Here is a 15,575-nt window from a genome sequence, read left to right on the forward strand (position 1 = left end):
AAGTTGGACAGCCCCTTAGCATTTATTTCAAAGGCGAAAACGTATCAGCCAAATAGGCGTCGGAATATTGTACGCTTTTCGTGGAGGGGCTGCTTTGACAGGATGGAGTTGCTGTCATGTTGGCTTTCAATCACATGGCAGGCGGTATCGTAACCCCTGACGATCAAGTCGTTGGTCTGGCTGAAATCCCAGATCGGCACAGACGCTTCAACCCCCAGGCCAATATACAACACGGGGACGCCGCGTGCCTCCGCTAGCTCCAGCTCGAGCTGCAGCTGCCTTCTTTCCACAGAATAGACCAGGCGGTTTAAAAACCCCCTGACCCCATCTCCTTCCTCCGACAGTTCACGCGAGTCGATCAGGTCAAGCGCTACAATCTGGGTGGCACCCAGGGTCAGGGCTGGCTCGATCGGCAGGTTACTGACGATAGCCCCGTCCACCAAATAACGGTCCTGCTCCACCACCGGCATGAACCAGGGCGGCAGCCTGGTGGAGAGCATCAATGCATTCAGGATCTTGTCGGCCGGATTCGTGCCATACAGGATGGGCTTACCAGCATTTAAATCCGCTGAAACCAGCACCAGGGAAGGATGGGTCACATCTGCAAAGGTCAGCTCAGGTGTCAATCCACGCTGGATGAAAAAGTCTCTCAGCCGGGTGGATGGATCGTTGGAAGATCGCTTAAATAAAGCCCGAACAGCCAGCCAGATGTAATTGGCAGACATCAGGTCGGCTTCACTGGCCGCACGCCAGGCCTCGGTGAGCTGGTCAAGGCCGGCGCTGGTGAAACCATTCAGGGCTAGAAAGGCAGCATTGACTGCTCCAATCGAAGCACCGATCAATAAATCTGGCTCCAGCCCGTACTCCAGCAAGGCGTACAGGGCACCCACTTGCAGTGAACCGCGCGAACCACCGCCGCTGAGCGCAAATACGAGTTTATGCTCCATCGCATTTTGTGAATTCAGGGACATTTTTTTATCGCCATCATTTTGCCTGATCTATTTTCCCTCTTTACTGAGTATAACAAGGGTAGATAAGGCGGTCAATAAAATGCACGTGAAAGAGTTTTAATATATTCAGCTGGTCATAGACGTTATTGGGCGGGTAGCACGCCTTCCTCAAGGCAGTATATAATCATAAGAGATTTTCTCGATCCGTGCATTCAGAAAACCCCTTAGAGGATGCATCCATGACTGCTATAGGCGTTGAATCCAGAACCCACTCCCTCCCGTTAGACATATTCACGTGGGCAGTTGTTATGCTGGTGTCAGACCTGACCGATGCCGTCTGGCAGGCGCTTGCCGGCACGCCACCTGCTGGGCTGTTCTGGGCCAAATTTTGCTTCCTGGCAGTGATCCTTTTGATCAGCCTGGCGTGGAAGCCCATCCAGATCGTACGCCCTTTCTTCTTCTTGCTAATGGTACTCCTGCTGGCTCTAGAAGGAATGGGCTGGGTGATGGGCACCGCCACCTATAAGCAGTGGGCTGAACAGGTTGGTTGGCTGGCAGCCATGGTCGGCTTTCAAGCATTAAAATTAGCTGTCACCGCCATCATGGTGGTCACGCTATTGTTGATTGGGAAGCGATGGAAAGATTTCTTCTTTAGCTTTGGCCACATCGCAGCACCCGTGAAAGACACTCAAAATAAAAAGCCAACCAGCAAGCAATCAATGACCTGGTGGATGCTGGCGATCATCCTGGGCATTATCATCGCGCCTCTCACCTTGCTCTTTTTTGGAATGAGCGGCCTGCCGTCAGCTGAAATCGTGACCCAGGCTGCACCCATTTTCCCAGCCGTGCTGCTCTTTGCCCTCATCAATGCATTTTCGGAAGAGACACAGTTCAGAGCGGCATTATTGGGAGACGCACAGGTAATTGTTGGGCCCGGGCAAGCCATCTGGCTCACCGCCGTCTTTTTTGGATTCGCGCATTATTTCGGTGGAGCCCCTGCTGGGGTACCTGGTGTCTTGATCACCGGCGCCTTGGGTGCCTTATTCGCCTGGTGCATGCTTGGCTCAAAAAGCCTCCTCCCGGCTTGGTTCATCCACTTCTGCCAGAACGTGATTATTTATGCCTTTTGGGCGATCAGCTCCATCCAATAAGAACCTGGCAGGCTTATCCGGTAACCCAAGCAAACCGCGGGAATAAGCGCTACTGCGCTACAGCAACTCGGACTGCATTACAACATTCGCATTCTTCCCGGTCGCATAGCAAGGCCAGGGCATCTCGCTTCAGCAGCTCAACTACTGCATCCAGTAGATCAGACAAAGGAATGGCCTGTACTGTGGCTTCCCCGATCTCAACCTGGTGGAGGGAATCATCCAGGTGAGGAACCAAGGTTTCAAAACCAGCCGAACAGCCTGGGAATTTATGGCAGGGGATGATCCCTTTCGTTGTAAGCGCCCAGCGGATGAATTGCTTACGTCCCGCCAGCTGCTCCCCATAATGAATACTGGTGTTGACCGTGTGATTCACGCCTAAGAGCAGCACCCAACCGCCTTCATCACGCAGGGCTTGAATGGGAAGCAAGGGCTCCTTGATGGATTGCCCATCCAGGATTTTCCGGGCGTTAATGCCGGCAAACGAAAGGATGGGGTGAGGCGACCGGCTCGCCTTGGGGTGCCGGCGTATGCCTTCTGCCAGAGCGCCCATCAGCGGGTCGGCGGGCATATCGGGGTAGAAGATTTCTGCCAGGCGGTTGAGGTCCTTCCCACTGCCATAGCGCATGGCATTATCCGCTGGCCCAACTTCCGGGATGATCATGGTCTTATAGGTGAACACCGGCACCACGAGGGTATTGAAAGATGAAGATAGCGTTCCCAACAAGGTCTCAACGCCACCCTGGACGTCTCCAAACGCCGAGAGCGAAGCGTGAACAATCACCGGGCAGGTGCGGTCAATCTCAAGCTTGCGTAGCCCGGTGACTATTTCACGAAAGCTTATCACCCCTCATTCTCCCTTCCATTCAGCCTTACGTTTTTCCACGAAGGCCTGCATGCCCTCTTTCTGATCCTGGGTGGCAAAGAGCATATAGAAAGCCCGACGTTCGTCCGCCAGGCCATCGCTCAGGAAGGATTCGAAGGCATGATTGACGGCTTCCTTGCCAAGGCGGATAGCGACCGGGGCGCGGGCTGCAATCTCAGCCGCCAGCTGCATAGCCTCATCGAGATACCGCTCCACAGGTACCACGCGGTTGACCAGGCCAAAGCGCAGCGCCTCCTCTGCGTTCAAATGCCGGTTGTTGAGCACCATTTCCATCGCCAATGCTTTGCCCACGACCCGCGTCAGGCGTTGGGTACCTCCCGCCCCGGGGATCACGCCCAGGTTGATCTCCGGCTGGCCGAAACGGGCAGTCTCAGACGCAACTATCATATCGCAGGCCATCGCCAGCTCATTGCCGCCTCCCAGGCACCAGCCGGATACCGCCGCAATGACCGGTTTATGGATGCCTCTCAGGCGATCAAATTGGGGGATATGGCTGCGCGTCAGCATGTGAACTGCAGTGGCTTCCGCCATTTCCTTGATATCAGCCCCGGCCGCAAAAGCCTGGTCGTCTCCGGTGATGACGATCGCCCCTACCCCAGGGTCAGCATCAAAGACCTCCAGAGCATCCCCCAGCTCATGCAGCACCGTGCTATTCAAGGCGTTGCGTGCCTTGGGGCGGTTGATGCGCACCAGCCCGACCTGGCCAGTCACTTCTGTCAGAATTGTTTCGTATGTGGCAGTCATAATTCCTCCCAGGGTTGTTATATGAAGCGAAATCTGGCTTAACACCACCAAACATTTAAATTATACGTTAAACAAGGCCATGGTATGTCTGAAACAAATGGAAATCGGCCCTGATCCTTTGCGGTCAAACTTGGCCTCACAGCTGCTTAATTATCCAGCCCATGCCAGATGACTTGCCCGTTGATTGAAGAGGCGGCCACGGAGCACAGGTAGATGACCAGGCTCAGCGAGCCAGTTATAGGCATCTGGCTGATTTCAGGCATCCCAGACAACCAACGCCGATAGGCTGCCACATCCCAGGTCTGCTGGGCGGCCAGGCCAGGGATAGCAGGGCCATTGCCTACGATATTTGCTCGGATGTTCCAGCGTGAAAGCTCAGCGGCGGCAGCCTGGGTCAGGCCAATCAAGCCTGCCTGGCTAGCTGAACAAGCGCTGCGGCCTTGATCAGCTTCACCTTTCCAGCCGGTGGATATGAGGTTGACGATCACCCCACCACCCTGTTGGCGCATCACCCTCCCCACCTGCTGCATGGTAAAGAACGGCCCACCCAGGTTCACATCCAGCGTGCGGTGGAATTCCCATTCGTCCATTTCCAAAATTGAGGCATCCGGAGCAACTGCTGCGTGGTTGATCAGGATATCGATTCGCCCAAAGTGATCCAGCACCTGGGCGATCATGCCTTCAATGGGCATGCGCTTGGCGATATCAAAAACGTACGGCCGGGCTATGCCACCGTTTTGGATAACTTGATTAACCGTCTCATCCAGGCTGAGCGGGTTGATATCATTGGCTGCCACGTAGCCGCCAACGGCAGAAAACGCAATGGCAGCTTTGCGCCCAAGGCCTCTCCCGGCCCCGGTGACCAAAACGACTTTACCCGTAAATTCATCCATATAGGCTAGCTCCTGGCAGGGAAATGCAGAATTTTTCACCTAAATCACCCGTTTATTGATTTTCGCCAGCGTTCTCACAAGTGACGACCTTATCGGCGTTTCGTCCGGCATTGAGCTCCAGCCCCAGGTAAGAGGATGGATCGAGGGTGTTCTCAATTTTCAGCTCGTTGCGAAAACTGCCTACACCATCATCCTGGACGATCGAAAAGTGCAGGTGAACACCCGTCGGGTTGTTTGGGTCACCCGAATAATCACCCTGGTAGCCCAGGAATGTACCTGCCTCAACGAAGACGTCGCTGATGCCGGGTGGAAATTCTGGCGAGATGTAGGAAGTGCCATTTTGATCGGCCATATGGGTGTAATAAGTCCAGATTTGCCGGCCTGGTTGGAGTGGGTCAGCCGGGATACGGATGATGACCGTGGATTTCCAATCCGGCAAGCGGGTGAGGTAACCGGCAGAAGCAGCTACCACGGGTGTAACACCCGCAAGCTCGCCCCCGAAAATATCGATCCCTTGATGCTGGCTGCCAGGCCGGAAGGAATCGCCCCAGATGAAGCCGACATACCCGCTGGTGGGCAGGCTGAAAGGCGCCTCTCCGCAGTGCGTGCCAGCCTGTATCGCCCAGTCCTGGTGGGCAGCCGGATGATTCAACCACTCTCCCAGGCGTTTTACCCGGCCAAAGCGCGTGCGCAGCCATGGATAGGCAAAATAGATCCCCACCAGGACGCATACCAACAAGACTCCCATGACCCAACGCCCGCTTCTTGCAGGCTGGCGCCTATGCGTGGGAAACTCCCGCAGTGAGCTCATCCAGGCCCTTGATTCCTGGCGATGCGTTCCTGTGCCAGGCTGATATAAGTGGGATTAATCTCATAGCCCACATAATGCCGGTTGGATTTGAGGGCTGCCAGGGCAGTTTGCCCGCTGCCCATGAATGGATCGAGAACCACATCCCCTTCAAAGGAGTATAGTTGGATCAGCCGGTAGGGTAGCTCAACCGGAAAGGGTGCTGGATGGCCAACCTTGTTAGCCGATTCAGCCGGGAACGTCCACAGGCTTTTGGAATACTCCAGGAACTCCTCGCGGGAGATGGTGCTTTTCCGGGGAGGCTGGTTATGTCGCTTGAACATCCCCTTGGAGAAAACCAGGATATATTCATGCACATCCCGCAGGGTGGGATTAGTAGCGGATTTCCAGCTGCCCCAGGCAGTGGAGGGGCTGGCGCTGGCTGCCTTGTTCCAGATGATCTCGCCACGCATTAAATACTTCAGGCTGAGCATGCTTTCAGTGATCCAGGCGTGCAGGGGGATGTAAGGCCGGCGCCCCAGGTTGGCCACATTAATGCACGCCCTGCCACCCGGCACAAGCACCCTGAGCACTTCCGCCCACACCCTATCAAGAAAAGCCAGATACTCCGGCAGGCTCAAATCGGCATCATATTCCTTGCCCACATTGTAGGGTGGTGAAGTAACCATCAGGTGGATGCTGTTATCCGGCAGCTCGGCCATGCTTTCTGCGGAATTCTGGCAGATCTGGTCGAGATGCTCCGCAGGCAGCGGATTTTCCACGGTATCGGTCAGGTTTTCTTGTGGCTGGTCGTGATACAGGCGGCTTTTATAAAAGTCGGTCGCATCGTGATTCTGTCGTCCAGGCGACCCAAATTTGCTGGTGGCAGACTTGTTCGTTTTACCGCCCATGGGCTATGCAAGCAGATCCAATACTGCTGCGCCTGTCGCCTGGAGGATATCCTGTGGCTTAAGCTGCAGGAGCACATTTTCTGCACCCCCTCCTGCATAGGCGCTGGGGAGCTCAAGCACCCGCTGGTCGATCACCGTGTTTAGCCGCTGCCGGTGACCGAAGGGCGGCATGGCACCCACTTCATAACCGCTAACCCGCAGAACCGTGTCAGGATCAGCCAGTTTCACCTTCTTTTTTCCCACACCATAGAAATCGGCAATGGCCCGCCGCTGAATATTCGATAAGCCGCAGGCGATTGCCATCACCGGATGGTCGTCGACCAGGAAAAGTATGGACTTGATGATCTGGTCCACGCTGGTGCCAACAGCCAGGGCTGCCGTTTCCACTGTAGGCGTAGGGACCTCCAGACGGACGATCTCACCCCGGATATCATGCGACTGCATAAATCGCCTCAGCTCTTCCACGCCCAATGTGGTCGCCAGCATACTATCCATTAGTCTTATATCGTCGGATGTTTTCCAGGTCATCTTCGCTGTGATCAGCAATTATTAACTTAACCGTGCCCCCGGTCATTTCTTGCAACAGCCTGCCAGCTTCCTGACCCGATTCGGATGCCAGGCCCAATTTCAGGGCAGCGTACGAGTCAAAATACAGCTCGTGGATCATGGAACATGCTAGCTCACCGTAAATCACCTGACTCACCCGGCTGGTCGCCTCGCGACGCAGGCCGGGGATATCTTCAGCGGCATGTAAGAAGCGGGGCCAAAACACATGGAAATCGGGCGTGGCGGTTGATTCGACCAGGATGATCAGTTTGTGCATGGGTCCATTATACCCTTGACAATTGTGCTCCATAACTATTATGAAAGGCTAACCAGTCTTCTTTCGTGGTATGATTCCGTTGTCAAGAGGATCTGAATGGACGATAAGATCACTATCATTGAAGGACCACCGCCGAACTTCGAGGACGTGCACGAGGGTTGGCCCTTAGGTTTAAACGAAAGCCCATCCCTGCATAAGCTGGCCATGACGCGCCTGCGAACGTTCAACGGGCCAGCGCTGGTGGAACGCTGCTACCGCGCCTGGCGCGAGCGACAGGCCATCCAGCTTGAGTTCCGCGCCGCAGATGGGTTGATCCATAAGACCCCTATTGTGGCATCCCGTACTGTCGAAACCGAGGATGGGCAGCTCATTTTCCTGTGGGTGCGTTTCACCGAACAGGAAGCGCTGCTCGAGCTTGGTGCTGACGATGACCAGTACGAAGACGACGACCAGGAGCCACCTGAATAATTAACTCCATTGCAAATGCTGAACAGGCAGGAGAAAAACCTGCCTGTTCTTTGTTTAAGGATACAATAATCCTGGGAGTGTGGGCTATGTCTGACCTGGTAAGGATTAATCTAAAAGACGGCATTTTTACCATCACGCTTGACCATCCACCAGCCAACGCACTCACCCTGGAGATGGTCAGGCTATTACAGGCTGCATTCAGGCAGGCCAGCCAGGAAAAGCTGGCCCGTCTGGTTGTGCTCCGCGGGATGGGAGATAACTTCAGCGGTGGCCAGGATATCTACGAAATCCTGAAAGCTGAAGGGGTTTCATACCGTAAACACATGCAGGAGACTTACAACCCGCTGGTATTGCAAATCCGTCGTCTTGAGCTGCCAGTGCTGGCAGAAATCCGCGGCACCGTGGCCGGTGCCGCGCTGGGCTTAGCCCTGGCTTGTGACCTGCGCCTTGCCAGCGATGAGGCACGCTTCGTGGTGGGGTTCCTGGGCATCGGTCTGGCACCCGATTCGGCGGTATCGTTATTTCTCCCGGCATTAATCGGCCTGGGGCGCGCCACCGAGGTAGCTTTCACCAATGAGCCGATACTTGCCCAGCAGGCGCTTGATTGGGGCCTGGTCAACCGCCTCTTCCCCGCCCATCTGCTTGAATCAGGCACCGCCCAGGTGGCAAAGGCGTTAGCCAGTGGACCAATCCATGCCATGGGATTAGCCAAGCGTGATTTTAATAAAGCAATCTACCCGCACCTGGAACAGGTGTTGGATTATGAAGCTCATATCCAGGAAATTGCCCGCCTGGGGGGCGAGCACAAAGAGGGAGTGAAAGCCTTTGTCGATAAAAGGCCACCTGAGTGGATGGGTGGCTAGCCGCGCATAAACATACCAGCGATGGCGAGGAAGAAGAACAGGCCGGTGACAGCAATCCCGGCAATGATCACCTCGCGCTGGCTACGATTATCCCCAATCGAATAGGGTGGATACATCCCTTGCCGGCGGAACTGAGGCCCTGCAAACCAGGCAAACAGCGTCCCGCCGATCAATCCACCGATATGGCCCCAATTATCGATGCCAGAATTAGGCGTCATCCCGATGATCAGGTTGATCACCCCGATGACGATCACCTGGGACAAGGCCCTGGGGGCCATGCTGCCAAACACTTCCCGGTTATGATAAAAGAGCACACCTTCCGCCCCCAGTAAACCGAAGATCGCAGTTGACGACCCCAGGGAAGGATTGAGGGTAAATAAAAAGGACATCACGTTGCCCGCAAAACCGCCGATTAGAAAGAGTGCCACATAACGCCCGCGACCATAGAAGCGTTCAATCGTCGTTCCAATGGCGAACAAGGCATACATATTGAAACCGAGATGCAGGACGGAGGCATGCAGGAACATGGGGGTGATCAACCGCCAAAGTTGCCCACGCATGATCATGGCATTATCTTTGGCAAAGGCATTGGCGATGTCTATTTGAAATAAATAGGCAATGGCATATTGCAGGAGAAAGATCCCCACGCAGATACCGATCAGGACGTAGGTTATATAGGGTCGAAATACTGGCCGTAGGACCTGCTGACCGGTAATCCCTAAGGGTGAGGAATATGGTTCCTGGGGCCGGGGTGGTTCTTGATTCATAAGGTTACTTTCCGTTGTTTTACACGGTGATGTTCAGCAGTAATAATCGAAAAGATGATCTCCACTGTCTCTTCCTGGCAGTCATCCCGGTTAACGACAACATAATCAAAAAGCTCGATCTGGGTCAATTCATGGCGAGCAGTGGCAATACGTAGCTGCAGGTCTTCAGGCGTTTCTGTCTTGCGTTCCTTAAGGCGCTTAATCATCTCGGCCTCGTCCTGAGGAGAAAGGAAAATCAGCAAGGCTTCCGGGCACAACCTGCGGATGGTTTCAGCGCCCTGTACATCCAGCCGCATGACCACATCCTTATTGGTGGACAGGGCCTCCCTCACTTGCTGCTTCGGGATACCCTTGTAATCGTTATAGACCAGGGCATACTCCAGCAGGTCGCCCCTTGCAATCATCCCGGCGAATTCTTCCTGTGAATAAAAGAAATAATCCCTGCCGTGGACTTCATTGGGTCGGGGTGGGCGGGTAGTGGCGGTGATCACGAATTGAAAGGCTAGGTTCCTGGCCTTCATGCGCTGGATGATGGTGTCTTTCCCCACCCCCGACGGTCCGGAAATCACGATAAGGAGTGGCTGTGGCTGGGATAGGGTGAAGTTGTCTTCGCTCATAGAATTCTCCGCAAACACGCATTATAATTCAGGCTTGCTCCACCTGCGAGCAATATTAATGGGCATCTTTGTCGATGGGAGATCAATCATGCCAGTTTACCAGTATCGCTGTTTGAATTGCAAGAAACGCTTCGAGTTGTTTATGTCTTATCAGGACTATGGGGTAAAAGCCGTACACTGTCCCCATTGTGACAGTGACCAGGTCCAGCGGCGTATCGGGCGGATCCGGGTCGCCAAATCGGAGGAGAGTCGCCTGGACAACCTGACCGACCCTTCAGGGCTGGAGGGCCTTGAAGATGACCCGCGTGCCCTGGGAAAGATGATGCGTAAAATGAGCAATGAAATGGGGGAAGACGTTGGCCCGGAGTTTGATGAGGTGGTCAACCGGTTGGAGTCTGGTCAGAGCCCGGAAGATATCGAAAAAGCCATGCCCGACCTGGAAAATAGTATGGGTGGGCCTGGCGATGATATGGACTACTAGGATGCAGCTCTGCTCGACGGACTGACATGCAGCCTTTGGGTAATCACCCGGCGTAGTTCATCCTGCACCTGCCGGGGGGACAATGAAGCATCAATGACTTCCCAGCGCTCAGGCTCAGCTTTCACCAGCTGAAGATATCCCTGGCGCACACGCTGGTGAAAATTCAGATCATAGGCATCCAGGCGGTTCCACTCGCCCTTCAGCTCTTTACGCCGCAAGCCAATTTCGACATCCAAATCGAGCAAAATGGTCAGGTCAGGCTTCAACCCACCGGTGGCAAAGGTTACCAGAACCCGCAGCGATTCGATATCGATCTGGTGCCCGTATCCCTGGTAAGCCAGGGTCGAATCGGCATAGCGGTCGCTCAACACCACCCCACCGTTGATCAGGTGTGGCCGGATCACCTGTTCAACCAGCTGGGCACGTGAAGCCTGAAAAAGCAGGATCTCGGTGCGCGGGTTCATTTCCTTGTTTTCCAGGTTGTGTAAGACAGTGCGGATTTGTTCGCTAATTGAGGTCCCGCCTGGCTCACGGGTGGTCAACACATCCTGCCCATTTTGGTGTAAATAATCAGCTAACAGGGGGATTTGCGAAGTCTTTCCGCTTCCTTCGGGTCCTTCCAGGGTAATAAACATGCCGTTCAATCCCGATAGATCCTTACCCGTCGATATGGTTCCTTGCCGTAGGAGTGCGAGGTAAGGTTCGCCTCACGGGCCATCTGGTGCTGCAAGCGCCGAATGTAGGCCGTGGCTGGCGGCAGCTCCACGTAGCGTTCACCGTTCAAAACTGCATCAATCGCTGCCTGGGCGCTTTGCATGGCCGGGTCAAGCCCGCGTTCCTCGGTCGGAGAAGAGGACAGGTTGAATAAGTCACTCAGGAAATGCTGCATCTGGTTGACCGTATTGGCCCTCAGCACGTAGATGGGCATGCCCCGATTCTCAGCATCGATCACCGGGTGCTGGCGGTTGCGATAATAGGAACGCAGGGTGACCAGCACCTGGGCTTCCGGTAACTCGTTCACTACCACCGCGGGGACGCCTAAATACTTGGCAGCCTGGATCAGGCGATTGCGCGCTACCCCATAAGGATAGATGCGTACCGGTTGCAGGGTTGATAACGCTTGGCTGCCTGCGGCTTCGCTGCGCTGCTCAGGTGCCTCATTATTGTGCCCCCGGTTTTCGGCAGCTGGCAGCCCTCGCTCCTTACCGAACTCCATCGGCTGGCGGGTAAAGCCTTGGGCACCGATTGGGCGTTTGGCAGGCGGCGTGGAATGTTCCACGTGGATCTCACCACTCTCATCCCGATAGCGAAGCTCGGGAGGAATGGGGTAACCGCGCAGCAAGGCATCCACCGAATCACCGACGTCCAGGTGCACAGCCAGGCGATCACGCGTCTGGATCTCGATCAGCACATCAAAGGTAGGTGGGGAGCGCCGCTCCAGCACGGTCTTTTGGGTGCCCCGCCGGCGAGCCTCTTCGTCAGACAGGGTGACCGATTCGATTCCACCCACCAGGTCGGACAGGGTAGGGTTGAGCAGCAGGTTTTCCAGCGTGTTTCCATGCGCGGTCCCAATCAGCTGGACACCGCGCTCGGCGATGGTACGGGCTGCGGCTGCTTCTAATTCGCGCCCGATCTCATCAATCACAATCACTTCAGGATTGTGATTTTCCACAGCCTCGATCATCACCTCATGCTGTAAAGCCGGTGTGGAAACTTGCATGCGCCGTGCCCTGCCAACCGCCGGGTGTGGGACGTCACCATCTCCGCCAATTTCATTGGATGTATCGACGATCACCACGCGTTTTTTCTCACCCAACAGGCGGGCCGATTCGCGCAGCATGGTGGTTTTACCAATCCCAGGGCGGCCAAGCAACAACAAGCTCTTCCCACTTTCGATCAAATCCTGGATGATATCCGTTGTGCCGTAGACAGCCCTGCCAACCCGGCAGGTTAAGCCAACAATGTCGCCACGCCGGTTGCGGATGGAGGCAATACGGTGCAGCGTACGCTCCATGCCGGCCCTGTTATCCGTATCAAAGGCGCTGATGCGTTCCACTACGTAATCAATATCCGCGTGAGTCACCTCGATCTGGCTGAGAATTTCCTCCTGGTCGATATAGCGGGCCGTAGGTACCCTCCCTAGGTCAAGGATCACTTCTAGCAAATCGTCTGAGCGGTTGATTTTCGTCAGCTGTTTTGCCAGCCCAGGGGGTAAAACGTTCAACAAAACATCCAGGTTATCTGTAATTTTATTTCGAGTCATATCTTCCTTAGGAATTCCATCATCAGGATTCCTTTTTTTATTGTTATAGATTGGCCTGCGAGTGCCGATCGGCTTCAGCACGCTCTATATATTTCATTTCCCCAATCTGTGCCAAGGGTGCCGAGGGCTCAACCCGCTTACCATTGATTACCGTGACCGGGTAGGCTTGATTAACCTTTAGCGCCGCAGCCAGGTGGCGAACCAGCACTGCCTGGGTTGTGCCAGGCTTCGCACCCATGGCCTCGATGGCCGAATCCAGCCAGGATTGGTAAGAGCGGATACAGATGAATAATGGCCGGTTACCTCTCCCGGGCATAACTCCCAGCAGATGCACCAGGTGGCGTTCAAACCCTGCCGCATCCGGATGGATGAATGGCTGGACCCAGATCCCGTTTCGGCCATATTTCAGCTCAATAAAAGCCAGCAGATTCCCGTCTTGATAATAAACAACCCCTTTTACACCCTTTTTCGGCAAGGGTTCAACCTGCTGGACCAACCCTGGTACGACATTGCAGTACAATGTGCGCACACTGATCACATCCTTAGACTTACAGGAAGTCCAGCTTACCGGCTTTTTTTCTCCGGCGGGCTGTCCATCCAGGCGCCACACACGCTGGCGCGCATATATCGCGAAACCTGCCCGGTGTAATAATTCAACAACATGGCTGCTTTCGTTGACTTCCGCCAGGATGTGGAATGCACCAATATTTCCTGCTTCAGTCGCCATGGTATCTGCCAGCAGGGATAGCTCTGGTTGGCCTACGGAATCTTCCGGCGCCAGGAATGATAACCGCCCATATGTGGACCCGGTTAAACAAGTTAGCTGACCGATAATTGGCGTGCTTGTAGAGGAGTTGTCCTCGCATCGGTAAGTATAGATGCGGGTGGACGGCCCAATGTAAGAGAGCACCGCGCCCATTGGGATTAATGCTCTACCTTGGGTGAGAACCCGGGCGCTGTCCAGGAAGAGCCCTCGATTAAGATATCCACGCAAAAGGGGCCAATCACGCCAACCAAATGGGCGAATATTCATGCTGCCATCTGTAAGAAATAACGGTGAAACCGGTCATCATTGGTCAGCTCAGGATGGAAGGCAGTAGCCAGCAGGTGGCCCTGCTGGGCAGCCACAATCCTTCCATCGTCAAGTTTTGACAGGATGCAGGCATCAGCTTGAACAGATTCGATCAGTGGAGCCCGGATGAAAACGGCATGGAAAGGCCTTTCTAGCGGGTCAACCTTTAACAAGGCAGGAACGTCCAAATCTACCTCAAAGCTGTTCACCTGCCTGCCGAAGGCGTTGCGCTCCACGGTGATATCCATCAATTGGAGCAGGGGCTGGTTGCGATGGGCATCCTTGGATAGGAATATTGCCCCTGCGCAGGTACCCCAGACGGGCCTTGCCTCGCCAAATTGACGCAAAGGTTCCATCATGCCGTAGCTCACCGCCAATTTGGCGAATGTGGTCGATTCACCACCGGGGATGATCAACCTATCCAACCCGTCCAGCTGGCTAGGCAGGCGCACTTGCTCAGCTTCCATACCTAGGCGCCTGAGCACACTGGAGTGCTCAGCAAAATCCCCTTGCAATGCCAGGATACCGATCCGCATCTACCAACCACGTCCAGCGATGCGTTCCACCTCGGGCATCGTAGACACGTTCCGCCCCACCATCGGGTCACCCAGGTTCCGGCTTACTTCTGCCAGGATATAAGGATCATTGTAATGCGTGGTCGCCTTGACGATCGCCGCGGCACGTTTGGCAGGATCGCCCGACTTGAAGATCCCCGAGCCGACGAAAACACCATCCACACCCAGCTGCATCATCAACGCAGCATCTGCCGGTGTGGCGATGCCACCCGCCGCGAAATTCACCACTGGCATCCGGCCTTCCTGGCGGGTCTGTACGACCAACTCGTAAGGTGCACCGATCTCTTTTGCGTAGGCCATCAGCTCCTCAATTGGCATATTTTGCAGATGGCGGATCTCGCCCAACACGGTGCGGGCATGCCTGACGGCCTCTACCACATCCCCGGTGCCGGCTTCGCCTTTGGTACGGATCATGGCAGCGCCTTCACCGATCCGGCGCAGAGCCTCTCCCAGGTTTCGACAGCCACATACAAAGGGAACCTTGAAGTCGTGCTTATAAACATGGTGCTCTTCATCCGCCGGGGTGAGGACTTCGGATTCGTCGATGTAATCCACCCCGATAGCTTCCAGGATTTGGGCTTCGACAAAATGACCTATTCGGCATTTGGCCATGACCGGGATTGAAACAGCATCCATGATCTGCAGGATTAGCTCCGGATCACTCATGCGCGCCACACCACCCTGGGCGCGTATATCAGCTGGTACCCGCTCCAGGGCCATCACTGCTACGGCCCCGGCATCTTCGGCAATCTTGGCATGCTCGGCAGTAACCACATCCATGATCACACCGCCTTTAAGCATCTGTGCCAACCCTTTCTTTACGGTGAATGTGTTTGTTTGTCCTTCCATATCAACAACCTCCTGAACCAACAAGAGACTCCCGTCAGACATCAGCAACGCAAGTCTCAAAATAATATGTGAAAATTCATATTCTGACAGCATTCTACCACGCGGCTACAGGCGTGGCAATCCGTGCTGCCTTCCAGCAAACCGGATGGGCACTTGTATCCTGGCGGGTAATTTGTTACAGTTAAGGAAATTACAATGGATAGGAGCGTCCGATGAACCTGATCAGCGTAAAAATCGAAAAGCCCGAGGAAATTAATTTTATCCTGGGGCAGTCCCATTTTATCAAGACTGTGGAGGATGTGCACGAGACCCTGGCAACTGCCGTGCCAGGGATCAAGTTCGGCATTGCCTTTTGTGAGGCCTCAGGAAAATGCCTGATCCGCTGGAGTGGGACGGACGAGGCGATGTGCGCGCTGGCGCGCAGGAATGCTCAGGCCATTGGTGCTGGTCACAGCTTCATCATCTTCCTGGGGGATGG

The 15,575-nt window shown here is 54.8% G+C and carries 20 protein-coding genes; 5 read left to right on the top strand and 15 right to left on the bottom strand.

Annotated elements, in window-relative coordinates:
* Positions 1 to 44: 44 nt before the first annotated feature.
* Complete coding sequence (locus C3F13_02430) at positions 45 to 971, bottom strand: hypothetical protein (protein ID PWB56413.1); 927 nt, start codon at positions 969 to 971, stop codon at positions 45 to 47.
* A gap of 218 nt (positions 972 to 1,189) precedes the next feature.
* Between C3F13_02430 and C3F13_02435 the strand changes: the two genes are divergently transcribed.
* Positions 1,190 to 2,101, top strand: coding sequence for a hypothetical protein (locus C3F13_02435; GenBank protein PWB56414.1), 912 nt, complete (start codon positions 1,190 to 1,192; stop codon positions 2,099 to 2,101).
* A 49-nt stretch (positions 2,102 to 2,150) separates the two neighbouring features.
* On the opposite strand, the gene C3F13_02440 is transcribed toward C3F13_02435, so the two are convergent.
* The 7 genes from C3F13_02440 to C3F13_02470 all read right to left on the bottom strand — a co-directional run bounded on the left by C3F13_02440 (position 2,151) and on the right by C3F13_02470 (position 7,142).
* Positions 2,151 to 2,945 carry a hypothetical protein gene (locus tag C3F13_02440; GenBank protein PWB56415.1) on the bottom strand — a complete coding sequence of 265 codons (795 nt, stop codon included), beginning with the start codon at positions 2,943 to 2,945 and terminating at the stop codon, positions 2,151 to 2,153.
* Positions 2,946 to 2,948: 3 nt separating this feature from the next.
* Positions 2,949 to 3,728 (bottom strand): enoyl-CoA hydratase, encoded by a 780-nt coding sequence (locus C3F13_02445; protein ID PWB56416.1) that lies wholly within the window; start codon positions 3,726 to 3,728, stop codon positions 2,949 to 2,951.
* 146 nt (positions 3,729 to 3,874) lie between these two features.
* A complete protein-coding gene (locus tag C3F13_02450) occupies positions 3,875 to 4,621 on the bottom strand; it encodes an oxidoreductase (GenBank protein PWB56417.1) in 747 nt (248 codons plus the stop codon).
* Positions 4,622 to 4,673: 52 nt separating this feature from the next.
* A complete protein-coding gene (locus C3F13_02455) occupies positions 4,674 to 5,432 on the bottom strand; it encodes a hypothetical protein (GenBank protein ID PWB56418.1) in 759 nt (252 codons plus the stop codon).
* Entirely contained in the window at positions 5,429 to 6,319 is an 891-nt protein-coding gene (locus tag C3F13_02460; protein ID PWB56419.1) for an SAM-dependent methyltransferase, read from the bottom strand. Before C3F13_02460 ends, C3F13_02455 begins: the two co-directional genes overlap by 4 nt.
* A gap of 3 nt (positions 6,320 to 6,322) precedes the next feature.
* A complete protein-coding gene (locus tag C3F13_02465) occupies positions 6,323 to 6,847 on the bottom strand; it encodes an EbsC protein (GenBank protein ID PWB56420.1) in 525 nt (174 codons plus the stop codon).
* Positions 6,807 to 7,142, bottom strand: coding sequence for a hypothetical protein (locus tag C3F13_02470; protein ID PWB56421.1), 336 nt, complete (start codon positions 7,140 to 7,142; stop codon positions 6,807 to 6,809). The genes C3F13_02465 and C3F13_02470 overlap by 41 nt, the downstream gene beginning before the upstream one ends.
* Positions 7,143 to 7,238: 96 nt before the next feature.
* Between C3F13_02470 and C3F13_02475 the strand changes: the two genes are divergently transcribed.
* Together C3F13_02475 and C3F13_02480 are read left to right on the top strand one after the other, a co-directional pair.
* The gene (locus tag C3F13_02475) at positions 7,239 to 7,610 is read left to right on the top strand and encodes a hypothetical protein (GenBank protein ID PWB56422.1); all 372 of its coding nucleotides are present in this window, start codon (positions 7,239 to 7,241) and stop codon (positions 7,608 to 7,610) included.
* A gap of 86 nt (positions 7,611 to 7,696) precedes the next feature.
* Positions 7,697 to 8,473 carry a 2-(1,2-epoxy-1,2-dihydrophenyl)acetyl-CoA isomerase gene (locus C3F13_02480; GenBank protein PWB56423.1) on the top strand — a complete coding sequence of 259 codons (777 nt, stop codon included), beginning with the start codon at positions 7,697 to 7,699 and terminating at the stop codon, positions 8,471 to 8,473.
* Here C3F13_02480 and C3F13_02485 read toward each other — a convergent pair.
* Positions 8,470 to 9,240 (bottom strand): rhomboid family intramembrane serine protease, encoded by a 771-nt coding sequence (locus C3F13_02485; protein ID PWB56424.1) that lies wholly within the window; start codon positions 9,238 to 9,240, stop codon positions 8,470 to 8,472. The genes C3F13_02480 and C3F13_02485 overlap by 4 nt on opposite strands.
* Positions 9,237 to 9,857, bottom strand: coding sequence for a guanylate kinase (locus tag C3F13_02490; protein PWB56425.1), 621 nt, complete (start codon positions 9,855 to 9,857; stop codon positions 9,237 to 9,239). The genes C3F13_02485 and C3F13_02490 overlap by 4 nt, the downstream gene beginning before the upstream one ends.
* Between C3F13_02490 and C3F13_02495 the strand changes: the two genes are divergently transcribed.
* Complete coding sequence (locus C3F13_02495) at positions 9,760 to 10,338, top strand: hypothetical protein (protein ID PWB56426.1); 579 nt, start codon at positions 9,760 to 9,762, stop codon at positions 10,336 to 10,338. The two genes, C3F13_02490 and C3F13_02495, sit on opposite strands and share 98 nt — an antisense overlap.
* On the opposite strand, the gene C3F13_02500 is transcribed toward C3F13_02495, so the two are convergent.
* The 5 genes from C3F13_02500 to C3F13_02520 are packed head-to-tail and all read right to left on the bottom strand — an operon-like array spanning position 10,335 to position 15,097.
* Positions 10,335 to 10,973, bottom strand: coding sequence for a dTMP kinase (locus C3F13_02500; GenBank protein PWB56427.1), 639 nt, complete (start codon positions 10,971 to 10,973; stop codon positions 10,335 to 10,337). The genes C3F13_02495 and C3F13_02500 overlap by 4 nt on opposite strands.
* A gap of 5 nt (positions 10,974 to 10,978) precedes the next feature.
* On the bottom strand, positions 10,979 to 12,601 hold the full coding sequence (locus C3F13_02505) for an AAA family ATPase (protein ID PWB56428.1): 1,623 nt from the start codon (positions 12,599 to 12,601) through the stop codon (positions 10,979 to 10,981).
* Positions 12,602 to 12,644: 43 nt separating this feature from the next.
* Positions 12,645 to 13,634: a hypothetical protein gene (locus C3F13_02510; GenBank protein ID PWB56429.1), complete on the bottom strand. Its 990-nt coding sequence runs from the start codon at positions 13,632 to 13,634 to the stop codon at positions 12,645 to 12,647.
* Positions 13,631 to 14,209, bottom strand: coding sequence for a pyridoxal 5'-phosphate synthase glutaminase subunit PdxT (locus C3F13_02515; protein PWB56430.1), 579 nt, complete (start codon positions 14,207 to 14,209; stop codon positions 13,631 to 13,633). Before C3F13_02515 ends, C3F13_02510 begins: the two co-directional genes overlap by 4 nt.
* Positions 14,210 to 15,097 (bottom strand): pyridoxal 5'-phosphate synthase lyase subunit PdxS, encoded by an 888-nt coding sequence (locus C3F13_02520; GenBank protein PWB56431.1) that lies wholly within the window; start codon positions 15,095 to 15,097, stop codon positions 14,210 to 14,212.
* Between the two features lie 212 nt (positions 15,098 to 15,309).
* Here C3F13_02520 and C3F13_02525 point away from each other — a divergent pair.
* On the top strand, positions 15,310 to 15,575 hold a 266-nt coding region (locus C3F13_02525), incomplete at its 3' end, for a hypothetical protein (protein PWB56432.1).

The organism is Anaerolineales bacterium (genome assembly GCA_003105035.1).
Classification (GTDB): domain Bacteria; phylum Chloroflexota; class Anaerolineae; order Anaerolineales; family UBA4823; genus FEB-25.